Raw genomic sequence first — 23,290 nt, forward strand, 5'->3', positions numbered from 1 at the left:
GCGCCACTCTCGAACGCCCAGCGCTCGCCATTTACAGGTTCGTCTTCATGAGCATCAACATCGATCAAGTGTCGCGTCGCTTCGGCACCACCACTGCACTCCATCCCACCACGCTTTCGATCGACAACGGCGAGCTGGTCGGCCTGCTGGGGCCTTCGGGGTCGGGCAAGACCACCCTGATGCGGATCATCGCCGGACTCGAACAGCCAAGCGAAGGGCGGGTGCTGTTCGGTGAACGCGACGTCACCCGCCTCCACGTGCGCCATCGGCGGGTCGGCTTCGTATTCCAGCACTATGCGCTGTTCCGCCATATGAGCGTATTCGAGAACGTCGCCTTCGGACTCCGCGCTCGCCCACGCAACGAACGCCCGAGCAACGACGAGATCAAGCGCCGTGTCTTCGCGCTGCTCGAGCGCGTGCAGCTCGACAAGCTCGCCTCGCGCCTGCCGGCACAGCTCTCCGGCGGCCAGCAGCAGCGGGTATCGCTGGCTCGGGCACTCGCGGTGGAGCCCGAGGTGCTGCTGATGGACGAACCCTTCGGTGCGCTCGACGCCAAGGTTCGCGTCGAACTGCGCCGCTGGCTGCGCCACCTGCATGCGGAACTGGGCTTCACCTGCGTGTTCGTCACCCATGACCAGGAAGAGGCGCTGGAGCTCTCCGATCGCGTGGTGGTGATGAGCCAGGGGCGGATCGAACAGGTCGACGAGCCGACGCTGCTCTATCGTCGCCCGATCAACCGCTTCGTGTTCGAGTTCCTCGGCGAGACCAATGCGCTGAGCGGCGAGGTACGTAACGGCCATCTGGCCCTGGGGGAGAACGCCGGACTCGATCTGTCCGGCGTAGCGGACGGGCCGGTGGAACTGCTGCTGCGTCCCCATGAGGTCGCCCTGGCCACCTCGCCGAGCGCCGGCGCGCGGCTGCCAGTGACGGTCAGCGCGATCGCCCCAGTGGGCGCGGAGGTACGCCTCGAGCTCGAGGCGACGTGGAGCACGCAGCCCTGGCAGGCCACCCTCTCCCATGCCGAGTTCGAACGCGCAAGGATAGCGCGCGGCACGCAGTGCTACGCACTACCGCAGCAGCTGCGGCGCGTCGACGAGGCCAGCGGCGCGCTGGTCGACATGCCGCTGCCGAATCAAGGGGACGACAGGCCCTAGCTGCCTCGATTCCCTTTGCGCTCGAGCCGCCAGGCGAATTCCTCCGCCCCGGCGGCATCGACTCCCCGGCCGAGCGCGCGGAGCCTGAAGTTGGCGCCGAACAGCCGCTCGAGTTCCTCCTCGTCGACCAGGTAGGGCGGGCCCTCGCCCGCCCTACCTGGTCGATGCACGGTGATCAATAGCCCGACCGCTCCCGGCGCGCAGAGCTGCGCCAGGATCACCGCGTAGCGCATTCGCGTCGGCGCCGGCAGTGCGACCAGGGCGGCGCGGTCGTAGAAGGCCATGCGGCCACGATTGCCGAGCGGGAGGTGGAAGATATCCGCACGCCACAGGGTGATGCGACCGAGCCTCAGCCCGTCGATCCCTTCATGGCGCAAGCGCTCGGGTACCCGAGGGTCCTCCGCAGCGAAACCCGCCAGTGCGGCCGCGACCCGGTCGACACCTGTGACCGAATGGCCACGCCCCTCGAGCCAGCGCATGTCGACGGACTTGCCGCACAGCGGCACCAGCACGTCACTATCGCCAGGCGCGCCGAGGCTCGGCCAGTACCCGGCCAGCATCGGATGCACCGCGTCTCGATGAAAGCCGATCCGCCCATCGCTCCAGCGCGCCTGCCACTCGTCCCCAGCATCGTCCATGCTCAGAACCAGCGGTCACGCCGCTTCTTGCGACCACCGGTGAGCGCCGGGAGGATCAAACCGGCGAGCAGGCCGGCGCCGGCCACGCCGCCGCCGTAGACGAAGTAGCGCATCAGCACCTGCTGGCGCTCATCGCCGAGCTGCGCCTTGAGCTCACGGACCTCGGACTGCACGCTGGTGAGTTCGCGATCGAGCTGGCTGCGGCTGGCCTCGAGTTCGTCGATTCTCGCCCGACGCGCCTCCAGCGTCTCGGTCATGCCCTCGACCCTGGCTTCCCAGGTCTGGTTGATGCTGGCGAGCTGCTCGCTGAGCTCGTTCGCCCGCTGCTCGAGCTCGGGCACGCGCTCGGCCGGACCCGGCTGGTCCTGCAGTTCGTCGCTGCGGATCCATACGGTGTCACCGTTGGCGCCGCGCACCTGGCTGTAGTCGCCCTGGGTCGCGACCAGCTCGACCCGCTGGCCGGCGCGCAGCGCGCCCACGATGCGATAGCCATCGGTGGGGCCGCTGCGTACGAAGGTGGTGAGCTGATCGCTCACCCAGCGCTGGCTTTCATCAGCGGGCGCTTGCTGGGCGTGGGCCGGGGACAGGATAAGTCCCGCGCAGAGCGCAGGCGCCAGCAGCAGGCCACCAAGGCCGCGCATGGCGTGGAGAGGTCGGGTATCTCGGATCGTGGACATGGGAGACTATCGTGCTCGAATTCGGTGAATGTGAACGGAAAGGCCACTGGGTCGCATCGATACGTCCTGTCTATGATCGGCCGCCACCGGCGGCCGCGTATCCACAGAAGCTGTGGATAACATCCTGGACAAGCACTGGGCGGAAGCGTACGACCTGCCATCCCCCGGGGCCCGGTCACGTTTTGGTCAAAAAACGTTCATGCCTGCGTCCTCACTCCTGCCCGCGCGGCGGCCACTGGCTGGGCATCGGGAAGTTGGCGATCTTGCCGTCCGATTTGAAGCTCTTCGCCTCGCCCTCGCGTTCGACTTCGTCGATGCGCAGGATTGCGTTGATCGGCAGATAGCTGCGCTTGACCCCATCGAAGGTGCGGCGCAGCTTGTCGTTCCCTGGGTCGATCACGAGCTTCGAGGCGTCGGTGAAGACGAACTCCTCGACCTCGACGAACCCCCAGAGATCGCTCTGATAGATCTCCCGGGCGTAGAGCTCCCAGACTTCGCCTTGCTGATGAACGACGACGCGATAAATGGGCTTCGAGGCCATTGCTTCCTTCAAGATTTTTCGGGGCACGACGGGCCTCGAGATGGCCCTGGGCGCAGTGTGAGTCTGACCAGACCGGACTCGACCACGCCCGCGGGAAACAGGACGCATCGGCCGGAAGGATTCTAACGGAGCCCGGCGCCGGCGCAGTGAGGCTTAGCGCAACGGCTTGTAACAAGTTCGAAATCAAATGTGACGAGGGATGTTTCGACCAAGCAGGCTTCATCCGAGGATCGGGTGACGCTGGGCTCGAGCGGCGATTCTATCATGTTGCCCGAGCTGGTCGCAGGGGAGCGCCATACGTATAATGGCGCGCCCTGGGGCTGGTACACTTTCAGCCCAGCTTCCCGTTCAGTACCCATACAGACCCCTTATCACTGATGGCGCGCCGGCTATGCGGTAAGCAAGGCGTGCCCGACTCCGACGACCAGGCTTGCACGACATGGCGAAGAAGCTCTTCATCAAGACCCACGGCTGCCAGATGAACGAGTACGACTCGGCGCGGATGGCGGACCTGCTCGGTGAATCCCACCGCCTCGAGATCACCCACGACGAGCACGAGGCGGACGTGATCCTGCTCAACACCTGCTCGATCCGCGAGAAGGCGCAGGAGAAGGTGTTCCACCAGCTCGGCCGCTGGAAGCGCCTCAAGGCCGCCAAGCCCGACCTGGTGATCGGCGTCGGCGGCTGCGTGGCGAGCCAGGAAGGCGACAACATCCGTCGCCGCGCGCCCCACGTCGACCTGGTGTTCGGCCCACAGACTCTGCACCGGGTACCCGAGATGATCGACAGCCGCCAGAGCGGGCAGATCTCGGTGGTCGACGTCACCTTCCCCGAGATCGAGAAGTTCGATCGACTGCCGGCACCGAAGAGCGACGGCGCCAGCGCCTTCGTCTCGGTGATGGAGGGCTGCTCGAAGTACTGCTCGTTCTGCGTGGTACCCTACACCCGGGGAGAGGAGATCTCCCGTCCGTTCGAGAGCGTGATCGACGAAGTCGCCCACCTCGCCGAGCAGGGCGTACGCGAGATCAACCTGCTAGGCCAGAACGTCAACGCCTATCGCGGCCTCGACCAGCTCGACGAAGAGGTCGACCTCGCCGAGCTGATCGCCACGATCGCCGGGATCGAGGGCATCGACCGGATTCGCTTCACCACCTCTCATCCGGTCGAGTTCAGCGACAGCCTGATCCAGGCCTATGCCGAGGTGCCCGAGCTGGTCAGCCACCTGCACCTGCCGGTGCAATCGGGGTCGGATCGGATCCTCACCCTGATGAAGCGTGGCCATGGGCGCGAGGAGTACATCGCCAAGCTCGAGCGGATCCGCGCCCTGCGTCCGGAGATCAGCTTCTCTTCCGACTTCATCGTCGGCTTTCCCGGAGAGACCGAGGAGGACTTCGAGCAGACCATGGACCTGATCGAGCGAATCGGCTTCGACCACTCGTTCAGCTTCGTCTACTCCAAGCGCCCGGGCACCCCCGCCTCCGCGCTGCCCGACGACACGCCGGAAGCGGTCAAGAAGCAGCGTCTGGCACGGCTCCAGGCGAGGATCAACCAGCAGGCGATGCAGATCTCCCGGCGCATGGTCGGCAACCTCGAACGGGTGCTGGTGACGGGCTTCTCGCCGCGCGATCCGGGAGAGCTATCGGCGCGCACCGAGAACAACCGGGTGGTCAACTTCAAGGCGGCCAATCCGATCGAGCTGATCGGCCATTTCGTCGATGTCGAGATCACCGAGGCCTACGCCAACTCGCTGCGCGGAGAGCTCGCCTCACCGCAGCGCTTCTGACCCGCCGCACCCGACGACCGTTGAATGTTCGCTCCTCTGCCCGGCGGTCCGAACGGCGCTTGTATTTCGCCGCTCGGACCACCACATTCAAGTCGTCGGCTGCGCTTGCGCAATGCGACTAAAAGCGTGCGTTTGCAAAGCCGGCCCGCCGCAGTAATCTGACACCCTACTTCCTCGTTCAGGACGACGCCCCTTGAGCCAAAACGCCGCAACGAGTCATCGCATCCTGCAACTCTCCCTGGAACCCAACGATCCGCTGCGCCTCGCCACCCTGTGCGGCCAGCAGGACGAGAACCTGAAGCTGGTGGAAGATCGTCTCGACGTCACCATCCGCAATCGTGGCAACACCTTCCAGCTCGCCGGGCCCCAGCCGCAGGTCAGGGCGGCGGCGAACGTGCTCGAACAGCTCTATCGCGAGACCGACGGCAGCGAGCTGCCGCCCGACACCGTGCATCTGTTCCTCCAGGAGTCGGGTATGAAATCGAGCGGTGACGAAACGCAGGAGCTGGCCAGCAGCGAGGTGATCATCCGCACGTCGAAGATGATGATCAAACCCCGCGGCCACAACCAGCAGAACTACGTCAACGCGGTGCGTAGCCACGACATCAACTTCGGCGTCGGCCCGGCCGGTACCGGCAAGACCTATCTGGCAGTGGCCGCGGCGGTCGAGGCGCTCAACCAGCAGCGGGTCCAGCGCATCCTGCTGGTGCGCCCCGCGGTCGAGGCCGGCGAGAAGCTCGGCTTCCTGCCCGGCGATCTGGCACAGAAGATCGATCCCTACCTGCGTCCGCTCTATGACGCGCTCTACGAGATGATCGGCTTCGAGCAGGTCGGCAAGCTGATCGAGCGCCAGGTGATCGAGATCGCCCCGCTCGCCTACATGCGCGGACGCACCCTGAACAACGCCTTCATCATCCTCGACGAGAGCCAGAACACCACCCGCGAGCAGATGAAGATGTTCCTCACCCGCATCGGCTTCGGCTCGACCGCGGTGATCACCGGCGACATCACCCAGATCGACCTGCCGCGCGGCATAAGCTCCGGGCTCACCCATGTGCTCGGCGTGCTCGACGGCGTCCCGGGCATCAGTTTCACTCGCTTCCTGTCCAAGGATGTAGTGCGCCATCCGCTGGTACAGCGCATCATCGAGGCCTATGACAGCTTCGAACAGCAGAGCGAGCAGCCATCTTGAACGCCGACGCCGAGTTACGGTCGGGCCAGGTCGACCTGCAATTGGCGGTGGCTTTCGAGCCGCTGCCCGATGAGGACGATCTGGCCCGCTGGGTGGGCCTGGTACTGATGGCGCATCCCACCGAAGCCCGCGACGAGCTCACCGTGCGCTTCGTCGAGGAGGCCGAGAGCCGCGAGCTCAACCGCGACTATCGCGGCAAGGATGCCTCGACCAACGTGCTCTCCTTCCCTTTCGAAGCGCCCCCGGGCATCGACCTGCCGCTGCTCGGCGACCTGGTGATAAGCCCCCATGTGGTCGAGCGCGAGGCGCTCGAACAGGGCAAACCGCTGGCGCACCACTTCGCCCACATGGTGATCCACGGCACCCTGCACCTGCTGGGCTACGACCATATCGAGGACGATGAGGCCGAAAGGATGGAGGCGCTGGAGCGTGCGCTGCTCGCGCGCCTGTCGATCCCCGACCCTTATCGCGACGACGCATGACCGACGAACGATTTCCACGCCCGCGGCGATCATCCCGATGCCGGCGGGCCTTCCACCCCGCGCTCCACCATGCGCACTCCCTCACGAGGACAAGAGACCACCGCCATGAGCGATGACCGATCGGCTGAGCAGAACGGCAAGAATTGGCTCGAAAGACTGCTCGGTGCTTTTTCAAGCGACAGCGAAGAACCGACCAGCCGCGCCGAACTTCTCCAGTTTCTCCGCCAGACCGCGCCACGCTTCGATCTCGACTCCGACGGGCTGTCGATCATCGAAGGAGCGTTCGAGATCAGCGACCAGCAGGTTCGCGAAGTCATGATCCAGCGCTCCCAGATCGAGGTGATCCGCATCAACCAGGCGCCGAGCGAGTACCTGCCGATGATCCACGAATCAGGCCACTCTCGGTATCCGGTGATCGGTGACGGCCTCGATGATGTACTCGGCATCCTGCTGGTCAAGGACCTGCTCCCGCTGATCATGCGCCCCGAAAGCGAACGCGACGCTTTCGATCTCTCCAGCGTACTGCGCCCGGCGACCTTCATTCCCGAGTCCAAGCGCCTCAACAGCCTGCTCAAGGAGTTCCGCGATACCCACAGCCACATGGCGGTGGTGGTCGACGAGTACGGCGGCACCGCGGGCATCGTCACCATCGAAGACATCCTCGAGCAGATCGTCGGCGACATCGAAGACGAGCACGACGTGGACGATGAGGATGAAATCCGCGAGCTCGGCGACGGCAGCTACGCGATCAAGGCGATCCTCAGCATCGAGGATTTCAACGAGCGTTTCGCCACCGAGTTCCCCGACGAGGAATTCGATACCATCGGCGGACTGGTGATGCAGCGCTTCGGCCATCTCCCCGAGCGAAACGAGAGCACCGACCTCGAAGGCTGGCGCTTTACCGTGACCAACGCCGACAATCGCCGGCTGCGCTGGCTGAAAGCCGAGCGCATCGCCGATCTCGACGAAGCGTGATCAGCGCCTGAACCAAAGCTCCAACCGGGCCGCGAGCACCGCGGCCCGGCGTTTCAGCTGCCCGGCGGCGTTTGCCGCCGACAAGGAAGTCCGATGTCCTCGATTCTCCATCGCGGCTGGCTCGCAGCCCTCGCTGCCCTGGCCCTGGGTGCGCTCACGACGCTGACCTTCGCCCCGTTCGAGCTGTGGTGGCTGGGCCCACTGATTTGCGCACCGCTCTATGGCTTGCTGCAAGGCACCCGGCTGCGCCGCGGCATGCTGATCGGCTGGAGCTACGGGGTCGGGCTGTTCGGCGCCGGGGCTTCCTGGGTCTACGTCTCGATCCACGACTACGGCTACACCAGCATGCCGCTGGCGGCGGTGCTGACCCTGCTGTTCGCCCTCGGCCTCGCGCTTTTCTACCTGATCAGCGCGGCCTTCTATCGCCTGCTCTCTCCACGGCCGTCGGTCATTGAGCCGTTGATCTTCGCCGCCGCCTGGACCCTTGGTGAAGTGTTCCGTGGCTGGTTCCTCACCGGCTTCCCCTGGCTCTACCTCGGCAGCGCCCACGTCGAGAGCCTGCTTGCAGGCTTTGCGCCGATCGGCGGCGTCTACCTGATCAGCTTCCTGGTCGCGCTTTCCGGCGCCCTGCTCTGGCACTTGGCCGTGCGTCGCCGTGTATTCGCGCTGGTACCGCTGGCGGCGATCTGGCTGGCAGGCAGCGTACTGCCGACCCAGTGGCTCAGCCCCGATCCGCGGCCGATCCCGGTGGCGCTGGTCCAGGGCGACCTGCCGCAGCTGACCAAGTGGAGCCCAGAAGGCCAGCGCACCGCGGTCAACACCTATCTGCGCCTGACCCGCGAACAGGCCGGTGAGGCGGAGCTCGTGATCTGGCCCGAAACCGCGCTGCCGATGTTCGAGGAGCAGGCGATGCCGTTCTACCAGCTCGCCCAGGCCAACATGCGCCCGGGCAGCAGCCTGATCACCGGCGTACTGACGCGCAGCAACGGACTGTTCCACAACAGCATGATCGCCCTCGACCAGCACATGGAAGGCGGCATGACCCGCAGCGAGTACCAGAAGCATCGACTGGTGCCGTTCGGCGAGTACGTGCCGCTCGAGGGGCTGCTGCGCGGCCTGCTGGCGTTCTTCGACATGCCCACCTCGCACATGTCGCCTGGCCCGGCTGGCCAGCAGCCACTTCGCGCCGATGGGCTGCGCCTGGGCGCGGCGATCTGCTATGAAATCGTCTATCCCGACCTGGTGCGCGACCAGGCGCGCCACTCGAACATCCTGGTGACGATCTCCAACGACACCTGGTTCGGTCGCTCGATCGGCCCGCTGCAACACATGCAGATGGCGCAGATGCGCGCGCTCGAGAACAATCGCTACCTGCTGCGCGCGACCAGCAACGGCCTGACCGCGGTGGTCGGCCCGGACGGACGGATCCTGGCCCAGATCGCCCGCTTCGAACCCGGCGTACTCAACTTCGAGGCCCATGCGGTCGAAGGGCTGACGCCATTCACCCGCACCGGCAGCCTGCCGATCGTACTGGTATCGATCGCGCTGGTCGCCGTCGGCGCGCTGCTCTCACGCCGGCGCGGCGCCTCTCGATGAGCACCTCGCTGCTCGCGGTGCTCAAATCGATCGTGCTGCCGCCGGGGGGACTGGTCACCGCGCTGCTGTTCGCGGCACTGCTGTGGCGCTGGTGGCCACGCACGGCGATCGCGCTCGCCATCGCCGTCTCCTTGGCGTTCATCGCGCTGTGCACGCCGCGGGTGAGCCTGTGGCTCAGCGCACCGATCGAACGGATCGCCCCGGCACCGGCCAGCGACTGGCGCGGAGCGCAGGCGATCGTGGTGCTCGGCGGCGGACGTGCGTCGGCACTGCCGGGGCGTTCTCGCGAGCGGGTCAACCTGGACACCTTCGCCCGGGTCGCCGAGGCGGCGCGCATCTCCCGCCATACCCGCCTGCCGATCCTGGTGACCGGTGGCCGACCCGGTGGCGAGCGGCGCTCCGAGGCGCAGCTGATGAACGATGCGCTGATCGAGACCTTCGGCATGCCGTCTCGCTGGCTCGAGAACCACAGCCACAACACCCGGGAAAACGCGCTCTACAGTGCCTTGATCCTGCGCGAGCACAAGGTGCGCAAGGTGATCCTGGTCACCTCTGCGTTCCACATGGCCCGCGCGGAGCGCAACTTCGAGCGTCTCGGCTTCGAAGTGGTGCCCGCGCCGGTGAGCTTCTCGAGCGCACCGCCAGGACTGCGAGGCTGGCTGCCCTCCTCCCTGGGCCTGGCCCAGAGCCAGCGAGCGCTGCACGAATATCTCGGCTGGATCGCCGGGCGCTGAGCGACGCAAAACGGCAAGGCGGCCACGAGGGCCGCCTTGCACAGGGTAAACGAGCTGGGTTGAACGCAGGCCGTGGCACGAGGCCCGCGGCTACTCCAGCTCCTCGGCGGCCATCGGCGCCCGCTTGAAGAAGCGGTGGCCACAGTGGTGGCAGGGCTCGAGCCGGCTGATCGCGGTGATCGTCACGCGCTCGCCGCAGTGGACGCAGCCTAGCCGACCGGGAGCAATCACTTCGCCTTCACAGTAGTCGGCCTGGGCCGCTTCGAGCTGCTCGTCGAAGCGCTGCAGGTCAAGCGTGGTGCGATCGGCAACGCCGAACAGCGCATTGCGTACCTGTTCGGAAATCACCTCGACATCGATGCCCAACCACTGGGCGACGCTGCCGCCCCCGCTGGCCAGATAGCCGCCGAGCTCGCTGATGTCGCGGCGGACCCATTCGCGCAGCAGCGCGAGTTCATCTTTGGTGTATTCGGTGAGCTCGGCTTCGAAGTTCACCGCCTCATCGAGCTGGCGCTCGAAACCCTCTCGCCCGCGCTCCACTTCACCAGCGTCGCGCCCCACCCCAAGCCGCTCGAGGATACGCTGATAGCCGCTTTCGAGCCGTGCTGGCCGCGGTTCAACCTCAGGCGTTGAGTCGCCGCCTTTGACTTCGTTCATCGCATGGCTCCTTCTTCGACTGATCAATCTGGTCAGGCACTCGCGCAAGGAGCGAATCCATCCCCCTCGCCCACTCGCAGTATAGCCGGACGGCGCTACCTGTCGCGGGTCGTCTAAGGTATGCTTGTTCCCCACTATTTTCGCGCTCGGGCCGCATCGGCCACGCAGCGCAGCGTGCGCTCCTCGGCGCCGCTCAACGGCCCCGGCCCGACCCCACCCGCCTCTCGCGGGCCATACGCGCCACCGGCCGGCCCCCAAACCTCAAGGTGTCAAGATCAAGCGATGGATGCACAGTACTCCCCCTTCGAAGTCGAACGCAGCGCGCAGCAGTATTGGGAAAAGAACCGCTGCTTCAAAGCGGTGGAGGATGCCAACCGCGAGAAATTCTACTGCCTGAGCATGTTCCCCTACCCGAGCGGCAAGCTGCACATGGGGCACGTGCGCAACTACACCATCGGCGACGTGATCGCCCGTTTCCAGCGCATGCAGGGCAAGAACGTGCTCCAGCCGATGGGGTGGGACGCTTTCGGCATGCCGGCGGAGAATGCCGCGATCAAGCATCGCGTGCCGCCGGCCAAGTGGACCTACGACAACATCGACTACATGCGCACCCAGCTCAAGGCGCTCGGCTTCGCCTACGACTGGGACCGTGAACTCGCCACCTGCGACGTCGACTACTACCGCTGGGAACAGTGGTTCTTCGCCAAGCTGGTCGACAAGGGGCTGGTCTACAAGAAGAACTCCAGCGTCAACTGGGACCCGGTGGACCAGACCGTTCTGGCCAACGAGCAGGTGATCGACGGACGCGGCTGGCGCTCCGGCGCCAAGGTGGAGCGTCGTGAGATCCCGCTGTGGTTCTTGAAGATCACCGACTACGCAGAAGAGCTGCTCGCCGATCTCGACCAGGTCGCCTGGCCCGAGCAGGTCAAGACCATGCAGCGCAACTGGATCGGCAAGTCCAAGGGCGTGGAGCTCGATTTCGAGGTCGCCGAGGTCGCGGCCGAGCATTCCAAGCTCACCGTCTTCACCACCCGCCCCGACACACTGATGGGGGTCACCTACCTCGCGGTGGCCGCCGACCATCCGATCGCCCGGCTCGCCTCCGAGCTCGATCCCAAGCTGCTCGCCTTCCGCGAGGAGTGCCGTGCCGGTGGTACCTCCGAAGCCGACATGGCGACGATGGAGAAGAAAGGGCTGGATACCGGCTATCGCGCCCGCCATCCGCTGACCGGCAGGCAGGTGCCGATCTACGTCGCCAACTTCGTGCTGATGGAATACGGCACCGGCGCGGTGATGGCGGTGCCGGCGCACGACCAGCGAGACTGGGAGTTCGCCACCAAGTACGGTCTGCCTATCGAGCCGGTGATCAGCGATCTCGACGGCAACGTGCCTGACCTCAGCGAGGGCGCCTATACCGAACACGGCCAGCTGATCAACTCGGGCGAGTTCGACGAGATGCTGTTCGACGAAGCCTTCGACGCCATCGCCAAACGCCTCGAGAAAGAGGGGCGCGGCCGGGTGCGGATCAACTTCCGCCTGCGCGACTGGGGCGTCGCACGCCAGCGATACTGGGGCGCGCCGATTCCGGTCAAGTACGGCCCCGAAGGCCAGACCGTGGCCCTGACCGACGACGAGCTGCCGGTCCGGCTGCCCACCGAGGTGGAGATCGATGCCACCGGCTCGCCGCTCAAGCGGCTGCGCTCGTTCTACGAGCTCGGTGACGGCTGGACCCGCGAGACCGACACCTTCGACACCTTCATGGAGTCGTCCTGGTACTACGCCCGCTTCTGCTGCGCCGACAATATGGAAGCGATGCTCGATGAGCGCGCCCGCTACTGGCTGCCGGTCGATATCTACATCGGCGGCATCGAGCACGCGATCCTCCACCTGCTCTACGCACGCTTCTTCCACAAGCTGATGCGCGATTTCGGCCTGGTCGACTGCGACGAGCCGTTCCAGCGCCTGCTCACCCAGGGCATGGTGGTCGCCGAGACCTACTATCGCGAGGAGCCCAACGGCGCCAAGAGCTGGTTCAATCCACTCGAGGTCGAGGTGACCCGCGACGACAAGGGCCGCCCGGTATCCGCGGTGCTCGCAAGCGACGGCCAGCCGGTGGAGATGGCCGGCATCGAGAAGATGTCGAAGTCGAAGAACAACGGCGTCGATCCCCAGTCGATGATCGATCGCTTCGGCGCTGACACCGTGCGATTGTTCATGATGTTCGCCGCCCCGCCGGAACAGTCGCTGGAGTGGTCGGACGCCGGCGTCGAGGGTGCCCATCGCTTCCTCAAGCGGCTGTGGAAACTGGCCCACGAGCACCTGGCGCAGGGCGAGCCGGGGCACATCGTCGCCTCCGAGCTGACCGAGACGCAGCGGGACCTGCACCGCAAGACCCACGAGACGATCAAGAAATGCACCGACGATATCGGTCGGCGCACCACCTTCAACACCGCGATCGCCGCGGTGATGGAGCTGACCAACGCGATCGCCAAGTTCGATGACGACAGCCTTCAGGGGCTGGCGGTGGCGCGCGAGGCGATCGAGGCCTGCGTGCTGATCCTCTCCCCGATCACCCCGCATGTCTGCCATACCCTGTGGCAGGCGCTCGGGCACGTGGAAGCGGCGATCGACGCACGCTGGCCCAGCGTCGACGAGAAGGCACTCGAGCGCGACAGCATCACCCTGGTGGTGCAGATCAACGGCAAGCTGCGTGCCCAGCTGGTACTGCCACCGGATGCCGACCGGGTCACGGTCGAATGCGAGGCCCTGGCCAACGAGAACGTCCAGCGCCATCTCGAAGGCAAGACGATCCGCAAGGTGATCGTAGTGCCGGGCAAGCTGGTCAACATCGTCGCCTCCTGAATCGAAACCCCGGCAGGCCCGAGCCGCCGGGGCCAAGCAATGCACGGGCGTAGCCACGCAGCGCCATGACCAGGCCTCATGCCGAGGCCGGATGACAAGGAGAGACCCGCTTGACGCTCCCTTCACACAGCAATCGCCTCGGGTGCAGGCTACGCACAGGCCTGCTGCTCGCCGTCTTCGGCGCCAGCCTGGCGCTGGCCGGCTGCGGTTTCCAGCTGCGTGGCACCGGCAATGATTCCGGGCCGATCATGCAGCACCTGCTGCTCCAGGTCGCCGACGACACGCCGCAGAACGAGCTCGCTCGCGAACTGCGCCGGCGCCTCGAAAGCGCCGGGGTCTCGATCGATCCCAGTGCGCGTCTGCAGCTCAACCTCGGTGCGGCCAACTACAGCGAGAACCAGCTCGGCTACGGTGGCTCGGGCGGCAACCAGGAGCGCGAGCTGATCCTGCGGGTGCCCTACTCGGTGCAGCGTGTCTTTGACGGCGCCTACCTGGTCGACCAGCAGTACGTCGAGAGCAGGGGCTCCTATAGCACCAGCACCAGCCAGCTGCTCCAGCGCGACGACGAACGTACCCAGCTGCGCCTGCGTCTGGCCGGCGATGCGGCCCAGCAGTTGATAGAGCGGATGCGGGCGCTTTCCGCCAGCCCGCTGGCCGAACAGCAGTGAGGCTTGGGTGAAGGTCTTTCCCGACAAGCTCGGCGACCAGCTGGGCAAGCGCCTGTCACCGGTCTACATCGTCTCCGGCGACGAGCCCTTGCTGCACATGGAGGCGTGCGACGCGATCCGGGCCGCGGTCCGCGAGCGCGGCTTCGACGAGCGCGAAGTGCTGCACGTCGAGGCCAACTTCAACTGGTCCCAGCTCTCCGAGACGGCCAGCAACCTGTCGCTGTTCGCCAGCCGTCGCCTGCTCGAGCTGCGCCTCGGCGGCCAATCCCCCGGTCAGGACGGCACCAAGGCGCTGGAAGCCTATGCGGCCAATGCAAAGCACAGCGACGATGTGCTGTTGATCAGCGCCGCGCGCTTCGACTATCGCACCCAGCAGAGCAAATGGTTCAAGGTCCTCGATGCGGTAGGCGTGTTCGTCCCGGTCTGGCCGGTGGAGTACAAGCGGCTGCACTTCTGGGTGCGCGATCGCGCCGCCCGTCACCAGCTCGAGCTCGATACCCAGGCGAGCCAGGCGCTGGCGGAGCGCTTCGAAGGTAACCTTTTGGCCCTCGATCAAACCCTGGCAAAGCTGCGCCTGCTGCATCCGGCGGGAGCCCGGCTCGATCTCGAGAGCATCGAGCAGAGCTCCGGCGACGGCGCCCGCTTCGATGTCTTCAACCTCACCGATGCCTGTGTCCAGGGCGAGCGCGAGCGGTCCCTGCGTATCGTCCAGGGCCTTCGCGCGGAAGGGGTCGAAGCGCCGGTGGTGCTCTGGGCGCTGACCCGCGAACTGCGTACGCTGCTTTCGCTTCGTCAGCATCTCGACCAGGGCCAGAGTTTCGATCATGCTTGTAAGGCGCAGAAACCTTCAATCATGGAAAAGCGACGCCCTGGCTACCAGGCTGCCACCAAGCGTTTGCCCCATGCTCGCCTGTGCAAGCTGTTGCTGTTCGCCCAACGGATCGATCTTTCGATCAAGGGCGCGGCTCCCCTGCCTACTTGGGCTGCGTTGTCCGATCTGGCATTGACGCTTGCCGGCGGAAGGGGGCCACTGTGTGAATGGGCGGGTGCCTATCGAATTCAGCCAGGCTGACCTGCAAACAAATTGTTACACTTTAAAACCCTACAATTACGCACGCAGAACTCGGCATCGATGAACATAAAATTCCAACATCCTCCCTCCAAGTACGACGACATCGGAATGAGGCTGGCCAGGCTGCCACGCAGCTGGCGCGCCGTCGTCGACCATCGCCTGGCTCCACTGGGCCTGACCCAGACCAGGTGGATCACGCTCTACAACCTGTGGAAGAGCGGTGATGGCCAAGCCCAGTGCGACTTGGCCCGCAGCATCGGTGTCGAGGCTCCCTCGCTGGTCCGCACGCTCGACCAGCTCGCGCGCCAAGGCCTGATCGAGCGGCGCCCATGCGGCCATGACCGGCGTACCAAGCGCATTCATCTGACCAGGAAAGCGGCCCCATTGATCGAGCAGATCGATTTCGTGGTCAACCAGGCCCGCGCCGAAATGCTCGAAGGGCTCAGTGAGGAGGAAGTCGATCATTTTTCGTCCACCCTCGAGAAGATCGAGCACAACAGCCAGCGTCTGCTGAACGCTCAGCAGAGTGAATCCTGAACCGCAACTTATCGCTCACCGTGCAGGCTCATTTCAGCCGTTCCTGCGCGCTTTTCCGGCCGAACGCGGTATCTTGACGCAGCCCCGCCTCGAAGAGGCCGTCAAGGTTGTCGCCATCCGTATCGGCGCCTAGAGTATGCCTAACCCAACCGCCGGAGCAGGACTATGAGCCACGAATACCGTCACGTACTTGTCGCCGTCGACCTGACGCGGGATTCGCATCTGGTACTCGAACGTGCGCTGCCGATCGCCGAGCGCAACGGCGCGACCATCTCGATCATCCACGCGCTCGAGCCGCTCGGCTTCGCCTACGGCGGCGACATCCCGATGGATGTCACCACGCTGCAGGACCAGCTCGATGAGCATGCGCGTACCCGTCTTGCCGAAATCGCCGATCCCAGCAACATCCCGCGCGAGCGCCAGCACATCATCGTCGGCATGCCGGACTCCGAGATCCACCGTTTCGCCGAAGAACACGGTGTCGATCTGATCGTCGTCGGCTCCCACGGCCGCACCGGCTTCGCACTGCTGCTCGGCTCCACCTCATCCGGTGTGCTTCGCGGCGCCAAGTGCGATGTGCTCGCCGTGCGCGTCGGTCAGGAAGGCGACGACGCGCAGGAGTGAGCGCCGCGTCGAGAGAATGAAGACAGCTTTGGATCATCGATGAAAAGGGGCACCCCCCTTGGGGGCCCTCATGCTGACGAAGCCCTGGCCTTGCCGCCAGGGCTTCGTTTTGATGAAGGCATGTAGTGGGCAACTAATTTCGGACCCTGCGAAGTGCAGGCGCACGTTGTTGTAAAAACCAACGATGTAGTCGGCGATATCCGTCATTGCCTCTCCATGGTTGGCATACGAGCTTGCGTGAGTACAAGTCCATTACCGCTGCCAGATACGGCCAGCCACAATCCCGACAACTAATGAGAGTCGCTTTCAACCAACCATCCAGGAATGTCCCTCACGCTATGTAAAACGCGCCATACATCGACATGCTCATCGCGTTCAACGTAGTACACCAGATAGGGATAGCGTTTCAGCGGCCAGTAGAGCAACCCTGGTAAAGCCAGCTCATGGGCGTACCGAGGCATACCCGAGGCCGGCTGGCGGCTGATGTGGGTATAGGCATTTTCCAAGGCATCGATAAAACCGAGTGCAGCCTGCTCGGCCTGCTCACCAAGGTAATAGCTGACAGCGTCCTCTACATCCTGACTGGCAAGGGCTCGCGGAACGACGGGCTTACCCTTCACCCTCGAGCCTTACGAACCCTGGCGCGCAGGGATTCGAAGTAGGCACCATCTACAGGAACAGTGGGAGCCGACTCTACCCCAGCCAGCAGCAGACCACGCAGGTGCTGCCGATCCTGATCCTTGCGAATCAGCTCCCGCACATACTCGCTACTGGTGCTGTAGCCCCGCTGGCTGACCTGGTCATCGACGAAGCTCTTGAGGGCGTCCGGCAGGGAGATGTTCATGGTACTCATGGCTCTGTCCGCCTTTGACAAAAGTTGCCAAAGTATACACCCCAAACCCCACCTCACCAGTATCGAAATCACTATGCCGATTTGCGACAAAACAAGCCGAAGGGGCTTGGCCATAACGCAGGACGCGCAGAACATCCATAACATGACCATCTTTCCCGGATATCGGAAACCAGCAAGCAACACATCAGGCTCACAGCTTGATCAGCTCGACCCGACAGGTACGCAGACTGCCGGCAAAGTATTTGAAGATGCCATGATGGCTTCCAGCCGCCTCTGAGAGCGCGCTGGACGGCAATCGCTTGCACCGGGGTTTGCGACATGGCTGTCGCAAAAGGCGCGCCCGGACAGGGACGTCCATGCGCGCCGACCCGAGGGCTAGCGATTGATCGGCCAGGGTTTCGCGATCTCGTGGCGGCGCATCCCCCTAAAGGGGGAGCGCGAGGGGGCCGCCCCTCGCATCTAAACGAGCAACAGGCGCGTTAGGACCCAAACGGTTCTCGACTCGCCAGGATCGAAAGCGTCGCTGGGTCAAAAGGGGTTTGTCATTAATCTTAGGGGCGCTCTTGGGCGCCCCGCCCCTTTTTCGGGTCGAACGTCTTGGCTTCGAACGTCACTCGCCCTGCTGCGCCACCTCGAGTTCCATCCAACGCTCCATCCGCTCATCCAGCCGCGTCTGCACCGCACCCAGCTCGGCCAGGGTCGCTTCGATCTCCGCTGCGTCGCCCTGATAGAAGCCGGGATCGCCGATCTTCGCCTCGAGCGCGGCTAGCTCGATTTCGAGTTTCTCGATCTCAGACGGCAGTCCATCGAGCTCACGCTGCAGCTTGTAGGAGAGCTTCTGCACCCGCGGCGCGGGCTTCACCGGTTCGCTGGCGGCGGGCTGGGGCGCTGGATCCTTCGCCGGCGCGGGGTTTTCTCCCCCGAGCTGGCCGGGCGCCGGCGGCAGACGACCGCCCTGGCGCAGCCAGTCGCTGTAGCCGCCGACGTAGTCGCGTACCCGCCCATCGCCTTCGAAGGCGAGCACGCTGGTCACCACGTTATCCATGAACGCGCGATCGTGACTGACCAGCAGCAGCGTGCCATCGAAGTCGAGCAAAAGCTCCTCGAGCAGTTCGAGGGTCTCGACGTCGAGATCGTTGGTCGGCTCATCGAGCACCAGCACGTTGGCCGGCTGGGTGAACAGTTTGGCCAGCAGCAGCCGGTTCGATTCCCCGCCGGAGAGTGCCTTGACCGGCTGGCGCGCTCGCTCGGGACTGAACAGGAAATCCTGCAGGTAGCTCATCACGTGACGATCCCGCCCCTTGACGCTGACATGGTCACGACCGAGGGCGAGGTTGTCGTACACCGTGGCGTCCATGTCGAGGCCGGCTCGCAGCTGGTCGAAGTAGGCCACTGATATCTTGGTGCCGAGGTTGACCTCGCCCTCGCTCGGCTCGAGCTCGCCGAGCAGGATCTTGAGCAGCGTGGTCTTGCCTGCGCCGTTGCGGCCGATCAGGCCGATCCGGTCACCGCGCTGGACCTCGAGACTCAGATCGCGGATCACGTACTCCCCCTCGGCGCGACCGGCGATGCGGTGGCTGACGTGCTTGAGCTCGACCACCCGCTTACCGCTGCGCTCACCGCTGTCGACCTCGATCCTTGCGCTACCGAGTCGCTCGCGGCGCTGGGAGCGCTCTTCGCGCAGCCGCTTGAGCGCTCGCACCCGCCCTTCATTACGGGTTCGGCGCGCCTTGATTCCCTGGCGAATCCACGCCTCCTCCTGGGCAAGCTTCTTGTCGAACAACGCCTGCTCGCGGGCCTCGACCTCGAGTTCGTGCGTTTTCTGTTCCTGGTAAGCGGTGAAGTCGCCTGGATAGCGGCGCAGCAGGCCGCGGTCGAGCTCGAGAATCGACGTCGCGATGCGATCGAGGAAGGCGCGGTCGTGGGTGACGAACAGCACCGCGCCCCTGAAGGCCAGCAGCTGCTCCTCGAGCCAGATGATGGTGTCGAGGTCCAGATGGTTGGTCGGCTCGTCGAGCAGCAGCAGGTCGGGATCGGCGACCAGCGCGCGGGCCAGCGCCACCCGCCGGCGCCAGCCGCCGGAGAGGCCTTCCATCAGAGTCGCGGCGGGCAGGCCTAGGCGCTCGAGCACCTGGTCGATGCGCTGGTGAAAAGACCAGCCATCGAGCGCTTCCAGCCGCTCCTGCAAAGTGGCCAGACGCTTCATGTCGGGCTCGGGAGAGGCGACCAAGGTGTCGTACTCGGCGAGCAGCCGGCCGGTCTCGGGCATTCCCTCGGCGACTACATCGAAGATCCGCCGCCCCTCGGCCGCGGGCAGGCGCTGGGAGAGCACGCCCACGCGCAGCCCGGGCACCCTGCGCACCACGCCATCGTCGGGGAGCTGTTCGCCCTCGATCAACGACATCAGCGTCGACTTGCCGGCGCCGTTACGGCCGACCAGGGCAAGGCGCTCGCCGCGATCGATGGAAAGCTCGGCGTGGTCGAGCAGAATCTGGTTACCGTAGGCGAGCTGGAGGGCTTCGAGTTGGAGCAAGCTCATGGGTCTGCGCTCACCTCTTATGGAAAAATGGCGTGGATGGATACCAAACGCGCATTGTAGCGCATCGCTCCGGTCATCCGGAGTAAAGCGCGAAGGCATCTCAGCCGCAGGCGTGACCCTGGACAGGGGATGCGATTATCCTGGGCGCCTTGCAAGCCGAAGAGAGACATTCATGCACCCGCTGCCGGACGCTTTGCGCTTTTGCTCGCCCGAGCCACTGATCGACATTGGCGCCAACCTGACCCATGAAAGTTTCGACAAGGATCGCGACGCGGTGCTCGCTCGCGCCCTCGAAGCAGGGGTGGAAGCGCTGGTGCTGACCGGAACCGATCGCCACAGCATCGAGGGCGCGCTGGCGCTGATCGAGGCTCGCCATGATCCCTCCCCGCGGCTCTTCGCCACCGCCGGTGTCCACCCCCACCACGCCGCCGACTGGGGAAACGAGTATGCCGAGCTGATCCGCGAAGCCCTCGACCGGCCCGGCATGGTCGCCGTCGGCGAGTGCGGGCTCGACTTCAATCGCGATTTCAGCCCACGCGATGCTCAGCGCCGTGCCTTCGAGGCACAGCTCGAGATCGCCGCCGAGCGGCGCCTGCCGATGTTCCTGCACGAAAGAGACGCCTCTACGACGATGCTGGAGATGCTGCGCAGCTGGCGCGACGACATCGAGGATGCCGTGGTCCACTGCTTCACCGGTGACCGGCAGACGCTCTATGCCTATCTCGATCTCGACCTGCACATCGGCCTGACCGGCTGGCTGTGCGACGAACGACGGGGTTTACAGCTGCGCGAACTGGTGGGCGAGATTCCACTCGAAAGGCTGATGATAGAGACCGACTGTCCCTACCTGCTGCCGCGCAACCTGCCAGCCAAGCTCAAGGGACGCCGGCACGAGCCGGCGCTGCTGCCGTGGATCGCCCGCGAGATCGCGGGGCTGCGCGGCCTCGACGAGGCGACTCTCGCCGGCGCCGCCACCCGGACCACGCAGCGCTTCTTCCGACTGGACAGCATCACGCAGCTTACTGCGATAGGAGCAAGCCGATGAGCCAGACATCCAATGCCCTGCCCGGCTTCATCAGCATCGAGACGGGCGACGGTGCGCTACCCGTAGCGGTGGCCTGGACACTCGCCGATGGTCGGGTCAAGCACACCCTGATCCAGCCGCTCGAAAGCTGGCTGGAAGAGGAGGACATCGCGCTTGGCGACTATGACGAAGAGACGCTGCATACCCTCGGTGTGCGGCCGCTCGATGTGATCCGCGAACTCGAAGCCGATCACGACGGCGCAACGCTCTACGTCAACGGCGTCGGCGAGGAGTTCGAGGCGCTCGAGCGGCTGTTCGATGAGTATTCGCTCGACCCGATGGTCGAGCTCGCGCCCGCCCACCAGCTCTACGATGAACTCGACGCCTCGCAGTGGGAGGACGAGCGCCGCAAGCTGCTCGACGAACGCGGCCTGACGCCGCTCAACGCCGAGCACGAAGTGGAGGTGATGCTGCTGCTGCACCAGCAATTCGCCGACCAGCTGCCGGACGATTTCGCCCTCGACGACGAAAGCTTCGGCTAGGGCGCCTCGGCGCCGGTGCTTTCAAGCGTTCGAGGCAACCCCGGACACCGCGCGCCGGCGCGAAAACTTATCGCAGGCCCAGTAGAGCAGCCCGCCGCTGATCGAGCCGGTGAACCAGCCATAGTCATAGAACCAGCCGAGCCGGCCGGTGGCGATCGCGATCAGACTGAGCCCCGCGGGGATGCAGAAGGCGATGAAGCCGGCGGCATTCCAGGCCGGATAGACGCCGTCGCGATAGAGCCCGATCACGTCCAGGCGCTGCTTGCGCACCACGAAGTAGTCGACCACCATCACCCCGGCGATCGGCCCGAGCAGGCTCGAATAGGCCAGTAGCCAGTTGGAGTAGATTGCCTCGACGCTCACGTCGGAGACAATCACGCCGAGCCGCTTGAGCAGCTCGTGGCTCATCAGCAGCAAGCCGATCAGTCCGGTCAGCATCACCGCGCGGTTGCGGCTGATCAGCCGAGGCGCGAGGTTCTGCAGGTCGTTGGTCGGCGACACCACGTTGGCGGCGGTATTGGTCGAGAGCGTGGCGAGAATGATCAGGATCATCGCGACGATCACAAGCCATGGCTCACCGATCGCACCGATCAGGGTGACCGGATCGGAGATCGTGTAGCCGACCAGCGTCGGCGAAGCCGCGGTCATCACTACTCCGAGCGCGGCGAACAGGAACATCGTCAGCGGCAGCCCCATGATCTGCCCGACCACCTGGGCACGCTGGCTTTTGACGTAGCGGCTGAAGTCGGGAATGTTCAGCGAAAGCGTCGCCCAGTAGCCCACCATCGCGGTCACCCCGGCGAGGAAGTGCCCCACCGTGCTCTCCCCTGCCGGCCGGGTCGGCGGCGAGGCCAAAAGCTCAGCGACCGAGACCTTACCCAGCGCCCACCAAAGGAGCGCCAGCGAGACCAGCAGCAGCACCGGCGCCGAGAGCGTTTCCAGCCACTTGATCGACTCGAAGCCGCGAATCACCACGTAGAGGTTCATCGCACCGAAAAGCACGAAGCCGATCACGTCGCCGGCGGAGCCGAGCGAGCGCCAGCTCTCGGACAGCGCGCCGAACAGCAGGCTGATCGCCATGCCGCCGAACATCGTCTGGATGCCGAACCAGCCACAGGCGACCAGCGCGCGAATCAGCGCCGGTACGTTGGAGCCGGTGATGCCGAAGGAGCTGCGCAGCAGTACCGGAAAGGGCACCCCGTAGCGAGTGCCCGCCACCGCGTTGAGCGTCAGTGGGATCAGAATGATCAGGTTGGCGAGCAGAATCGCCATCAGCGCCTCGAACACGCTGAGCCCGAAATAGGCGGTGAGCACGCCGCCAAGGGTGTAGGTCGGCACGCAGATCGCCATGCTGGTCCAAAGCGCCGCGACGTGCCAGGTATTCCAGCGCCGCTCGCTGATCCGGGTCGGCGCCAGATCGAGGCTGTAGCGCGGGCTGTCGAACAGATCATCACCAGGGTGTAGCTCGACCTGGCCATCTCGCTCGATGAGCGTGGAGACCTGCTGCCGCGAAATCGAAGTGGTCATGCGGGGTCCTCATCCGGGCGGACGCCTGGCGTCCGTTGGGGTGTTGTCGTTGTGAACTCCCAGCCCTGAACGCCGTGGCCCGGCTACTCGGCCTCGAGCCGATGGAAGCGCCGCTGGTAATAGTGCAGCGAAGCCGCGGGCGCGGCTTGCGAGTGGATCTCCTCCACTGGGCAGATCAGCACGTCGTGGCTGCCCTCGGCGATGACCCGAGATATCCTGCAGGCGAAGCTGACCAGCGCGCCCTCGAGCGCTGGCGTGCCATTGTCGAGCGAGCGCCAGCGCCCTTCGAGAAAACGCTCGGACATCGGCGTCTTGCCGCCGAAGCGCTCCGCCAGCGCCGCCTGCCCGCCGGCGAGCACGTTGACGCAGAGCTTGCCATTGCCGATCACCATCGGATGCGCCGAGGCGCTACGATTGAGACAGACCAAGAGAGTCGGCGGCGTGTCGCAGACGCTGCACACCGCCGTGGCGGTGAAACCGGCCCGGCCCATTTCACCGTCGCTGGTGACCAGGTTGACCGCAGCGCCGAGCCGCGCCATCGCATCGCGAAAGTGCTGTCGGTCGGGCACCGCCAGACGGGGGGACTCCTGCTCGAGAACGCTCTGCTGCATGC

At 65.2% G+C, this 23,290-nt stretch carries 24 protein-coding genes; 15 read left to right on the forward strand and 9 right to left on the reverse strand.

Annotated features, from left to right (window positions below; all coding sequences use genetic code 11):
- Positions 1-47 precede the first annotated feature (47 nt).
- Positions 48-1,154 (forward strand): sulfate/molybdate ABC transporter ATP-binding protein, encoded by a 1,107-nt coding sequence (locus tag A5892_RS14085; protein ID WP_064123333.1) that lies wholly within the window; start codon positions 48-50, stop codon positions 1,152-1,154.
- Here the strand turns inward: A5892_RS14085 and A5892_RS14090 are convergent.
- The 3 genes from A5892_RS14090 to A5892_RS14100 form a co-directional block, all read right to left on the reverse strand.
- Positions 1,151-1,792 carry a hypothetical protein gene (locus A5892_RS14090; RefSeq protein WP_064123334.1) on the reverse strand — a complete coding sequence of 214 codons (642 nt, stop codon included), beginning with the start codon at positions 1,790-1,792 and terminating at the stop codon, positions 1,151-1,153. The genes A5892_RS14085 and A5892_RS14090 overlap by 4 nt on opposite strands.
- A 2-nt stretch (positions 1,793-1,794) precedes the next feature.
- Positions 1,795-2,469, reverse strand: coding sequence for a TIGR04211 family SH3 domain-containing protein (locus A5892_RS14095; protein ID WP_064123335.1), 675 nt, complete (start codon positions 2,467-2,469; stop codon positions 1,795-1,797).
- A 211-nt stretch (positions 2,470-2,680) separates the two neighbouring features.
- Positions 2,681-3,010, reverse strand: coding sequence for a DUF1820 family protein (locus A5892_RS14100; RefSeq protein ID WP_027351824.1), 330 nt, complete (start codon positions 3,008-3,010; stop codon positions 2,681-2,683).
- 439 nt (positions 3,011-3,449) lie between these two features.
- Here A5892_RS14100 and miaB point away from each other — a divergent pair, with 439 nt between their 5' ends.
- The 6 genes from miaB (at position 3,450) to A5892_RS14130 (ending at position 9,772) form a co-directional block, all read left to right on the forward strand.
- A complete protein-coding gene (gene miaB / locus A5892_RS14105; protein ID WP_064123336.1) occupies positions 3,450-4,793 on the forward strand; it encodes a tRNA (N6-isopentenyl adenosine(37)-C2)-methylthiotransferase MiaB in 1,344 nt (447 codons plus the stop codon).
- A 193-nt stretch (positions 4,794-4,986) separates the two neighbouring features.
- On the forward strand, positions 4,987-5,985 hold the full coding sequence (locus tag A5892_RS14110) for a PhoH family protein (protein ID WP_043449121.1): 999 nt from the start codon (positions 4,987-4,989) through the stop codon (positions 5,983-5,985).
- Positions 5,982-6,467, forward strand: coding sequence for an rRNA maturation RNase YbeY (ybeY, locus tag A5892_RS14115; protein WP_064123337.1), 486 nt, complete (start codon positions 5,982-5,984; stop codon positions 6,465-6,467). Before A5892_RS14110 ends, ybeY begins: the two co-directional genes overlap by 4 nt.
- Before the next feature lie 105 nt (positions 6,468-6,572).
- The gene (locus A5892_RS14120; RefSeq protein ID WP_064123338.1) at positions 6,573-7,442 is read left to right on the forward strand and encodes an HlyC/CorC family transporter; all 870 of its coding nucleotides are present in this window, start codon (positions 6,573-6,575) and stop codon (positions 7,440-7,442) included.
- A gap of 93 nt (positions 7,443-7,535) precedes the next feature.
- On the forward strand, positions 7,536-9,038 hold the full coding sequence (gene lnt, locus A5892_RS14125; RefSeq protein ID WP_064123339.1) for an apolipoprotein N-acyltransferase: 1,503 nt from the start codon (positions 7,536-7,538) through the stop codon (positions 9,036-9,038).
- Positions 9,035-9,772: a YdcF family protein gene (locus A5892_RS14130; RefSeq protein WP_064123340.1), complete on the forward strand. Its 738-nt coding sequence runs from the start codon at positions 9,035-9,037 to the stop codon at positions 9,770-9,772. The genes lnt and A5892_RS14130 overlap by 4 nt, the downstream gene beginning before the upstream one ends.
- Positions 9,773-9,862: 90 nt before the next feature.
- Here A5892_RS14130 and A5892_RS14135 read toward each other — a convergent pair whose 3' ends face one another.
- A complete protein-coding gene (locus tag A5892_RS14135; protein ID WP_064123341.1) occupies positions 9,863-10,429 on the reverse strand; it encodes a zinc ribbon-containing protein in 567 nt (188 codons plus the stop codon).
- A gap of 282 nt (positions 10,430-10,711) precedes the next feature.
- On the opposite strand from A5892_RS14135, the gene leuS reads away from it, so the two are divergent.
- From leuS to A5892_RS14160, 5 genes are all read left to right on the forward strand, one after another.
- Positions 10,712-13,291, forward strand: a complete 2,580-nt coding sequence (gene leuS, locus A5892_RS14140) for a leucine--tRNA ligase (protein ID WP_064123342.1) — start codon at positions 10,712-10,714, stop codon at positions 13,289-13,291.
- 110 nt (positions 13,292-13,401) lie between these two features.
- The gene (locus A5892_RS14145; protein WP_082890479.1) at positions 13,402-13,959 is read left to right on the forward strand and encodes an LPS-assembly lipoprotein LptE; all 558 of its coding nucleotides are present in this window, start codon (positions 13,402-13,404) and stop codon (positions 13,957-13,959) included.
- Positions 13,960-13,966: 7 nt separating this feature from the next.
- Positions 13,967-15,031: a DNA polymerase III subunit delta gene (gene holA, locus A5892_RS14150; protein ID WP_064123343.1), complete on the forward strand. Its 1,065-nt coding sequence runs from the start codon at positions 13,967-13,969 to the stop codon at positions 15,029-15,031.
- A gap of 60 nt (positions 15,032-15,091) precedes the next feature.
- Positions 15,092-15,568 carry a transcriptional regulator SlyA gene (gene slyA, locus A5892_RS14155; protein ID WP_052365596.1) on the forward strand — a complete coding sequence of 159 codons (477 nt, stop codon included), beginning with the start codon at positions 15,092-15,094 and terminating at the stop codon, positions 15,566-15,568.
- A 165-nt stretch (positions 15,569-15,733) separates the two neighbouring features.
- Positions 15,734-16,192 (forward strand): universal stress protein, encoded by a 459-nt coding sequence (locus tag A5892_RS14160; RefSeq protein WP_064123344.1) that lies wholly within the window; start codon positions 15,734-15,736, stop codon positions 16,190-16,192.
- 290 nt (positions 16,193-16,482) lie between these two features.
- Here the strand turns inward: A5892_RS14160 and A5892_RS14165 are convergent, their stop codons facing one another.
- Entirely contained in the window at positions 16,483-16,812 is a 330-nt protein-coding gene (locus A5892_RS14165) for a type II toxin-antitoxin system RelE/ParE family toxin (protein ID WP_064123345.1), read from the reverse strand.
- The gene (locus tag A5892_RS14170) at positions 16,809-17,045 is read right to left on the reverse strand and encodes a type II toxin-antitoxin system ParD family antitoxin (protein WP_064124524.1); all 237 of its coding nucleotides are present in this window, start codon (positions 17,043-17,045) and stop codon (positions 16,809-16,811) included. Before A5892_RS14170 ends, A5892_RS14165 begins: the two co-directional genes overlap by 4 nt.
- Between A5892_RS14170 and A5892_RS20305 the strand changes: the two genes are divergently transcribed.
- On the forward strand, positions 17,035-17,322 hold the full coding sequence (locus A5892_RS20305; protein WP_150123560.1) for a hypothetical protein: 288 nt from the start codon (positions 17,035-17,037) through the stop codon (positions 17,320-17,322). The two genes, A5892_RS14170 and A5892_RS20305, sit on opposite strands and share 11 nt — an antisense overlap.
- Before the next feature lie 333 nt (positions 17,323-17,655).
- On the opposite strand, the gene abc-f is transcribed toward A5892_RS20305, so the two are convergent.
- Complete coding sequence (abc-f, locus tag A5892_RS14175) at positions 17,656-19,584, reverse strand: ribosomal protection-like ABC-F family protein (protein WP_064123346.1); 1,929 nt, start codon at positions 19,582-19,584, stop codon at positions 17,656-17,658.
- A gap of 172 nt (positions 19,585-19,756) precedes the next feature.
- Between abc-f and A5892_RS14180 the strand changes: the two genes are divergently transcribed.
- Together A5892_RS14180 and A5892_RS14185 are read left to right on the forward strand one after the other, a co-directional pair.
- Positions 19,757-20,629: a TatD family hydrolase gene (locus A5892_RS14180; protein WP_064123347.1), complete on the forward strand. Its 873-nt coding sequence runs from the start codon at positions 19,757-19,759 to the stop codon at positions 20,627-20,629.
- Positions 20,626-21,150 carry a hypothetical protein gene (locus A5892_RS14185; RefSeq protein WP_064123348.1) on the forward strand — a complete coding sequence of 175 codons (525 nt, stop codon included), beginning with the start codon at positions 20,626-20,628 and terminating at the stop codon, positions 21,148-21,150. The genes A5892_RS14180 and A5892_RS14185 overlap by 4 nt, the downstream gene beginning before the upstream one ends.
- A gap of 21 nt (positions 21,151-21,171) precedes the next feature.
- Here the strand turns inward: A5892_RS14185 and A5892_RS14190 are convergent, their stop codons facing one another.
- Positions 21,172-22,677 carry an NCS1 family nucleobase:cation symporter-1 gene (locus A5892_RS14190; RefSeq protein WP_064123349.1) on the reverse strand — a complete coding sequence of 502 codons (1,506 nt, stop codon included), beginning with the start codon at positions 22,675-22,677 and terminating at the stop codon, positions 21,172-21,174.
- An 83-nt stretch (positions 22,678-22,760) separates the two neighbouring features.
- The gene (locus A5892_RS14195) at positions 22,761-23,288 is read right to left on the reverse strand and encodes a flavin reductase (protein ID WP_064123350.1); all 528 of its coding nucleotides are present in this window, start codon (positions 23,286-23,288) and stop codon (positions 22,761-22,763) included.
- Positions 23,289-23,290: the final 2 nt, after the last annotated feature.

This window comes from Halotalea alkalilenta (assembly GCF_001648175.1).
Classification (GTDB): domain Bacteria; phylum Pseudomonadota; class Gammaproteobacteria; order Pseudomonadales; family Halomonadaceae; genus Halotalea; species Halotalea alkalilenta_A.

Bases quoted from the DNA above. Each gene is read 5' to 3' on its own strand.
- A5892_RS14085 (WP_064123333.1), top strand. From the start codon at position 48: ATGAGCATCAACATCGATCAAGTGTCGCGTCGCTTCGGCACCACCACT.
- A5892_RS14090 (WP_064123334.1), bottom strand. From the start codon at position 1,792: ATGGACGATGCTGGGGACGAGTGGCAGGCGCGCTGGAGCGATGGGCGG.
- A5892_RS14095 (WP_064123335.1), bottom strand. From the start codon at position 2,469: ATGTCCACGATCCGAGATACCCGACCTCTCCACGCCATGCGCGGCCTT.
- A5892_RS14100 (WP_027351824.1), bottom strand. From the start codon at position 3,010: ATGGCCTCGAAGCCCATTTATCGCGTCGTCGTTCATCAGCAAGGCGAA.
- miaB (WP_064123336.1), top strand. From the start codon at position 3,450: ATGGCGAAGAAGCTCTTCATCAAGACCCACGGCTGCCAGATGAACGAG.
- A5892_RS14120 (WP_064123338.1), top strand. From the start codon at position 6,573: ATGAGCGATGACCGATCGGCTGAGCAGAACGGCAAGAATTGGCTCGAA.
- lnt (WP_064123339.1), top strand. From the start codon at position 7,536: ATGTCCTCGATTCTCCATCGCGGCTGGCTCGCAGCCCTCGCTGCCCTG.
- A5892_RS14130 (WP_064123340.1), top strand. From the start codon at position 9,035: ATGAGCACCTCGCTGCTCGCGGTGCTCAAATCGATCGTGCTGCCGCCG.
- A5892_RS14135 (WP_064123341.1), bottom strand. From the start codon at position 10,429: ATGAACGAAGTCAAAGGCGGCGACTCAACGCCTGAGGTTGAACCGCGG.
- leuS (WP_064123342.1), top strand. From the start codon at position 10,712: ATGGATGCACAGTACTCCCCCTTCGAAGTCGAACGCAGCGCGCAGCAG.
- slyA (WP_052365596.1), top strand. From the start codon at position 15,092: ATGAACATAAAATTCCAACATCCTCCCTCCAAGTACGACGACATCGGA.
- A5892_RS14160 (WP_064123344.1), top strand. From the start codon at position 15,734: ATGAGCCACGAATACCGTCACGTACTTGTCGCCGTCGACCTGACGCGG.
- A5892_RS20305 (WP_150123560.1), top strand. From the start codon at position 17,035: ATGGTACTCATGGCTCTGTCCGCCTTTGACAAAAGTTGCCAAAGTATA.
- A5892_RS14170 (WP_064124524.1), bottom strand. From the start codon at position 17,045: ATGAGTACCATGAACATCTCCCTGCCGGACGCCCTCAAGAGCTTCGTC.
- abc-f (WP_064123346.1), bottom strand. From the start codon at position 19,584: ATGAGCTTGCTCCAACTCGAAGCCCTCCAGCTCGCCTACGGTAACCAG.
- A5892_RS14180 (WP_064123347.1), top strand. From the start codon at position 19,757: ATGCACCCGCTGCCGGACGCTTTGCGCTTTTGCTCGCCCGAGCCACTG.
- A5892_RS14185 (WP_064123348.1), top strand. From the start codon at position 20,626: ATGAGCCAGACATCCAATGCCCTGCCCGGCTTCATCAGCATCGAGACG.
- A5892_RS14190 (WP_064123349.1), bottom strand. From the start codon at position 22,677: ATGACCACTTCGATTTCGCGGCAGCAGGTCTCCACGCTCATCGAGCGA.
- A5892_RS14195 (WP_064123350.1), bottom strand. From the start codon at position 23,288: ATGCAGCAGAGCGTTCTCGAGCAGGAGTCCCCCCGTCTGGCGGTGCCC.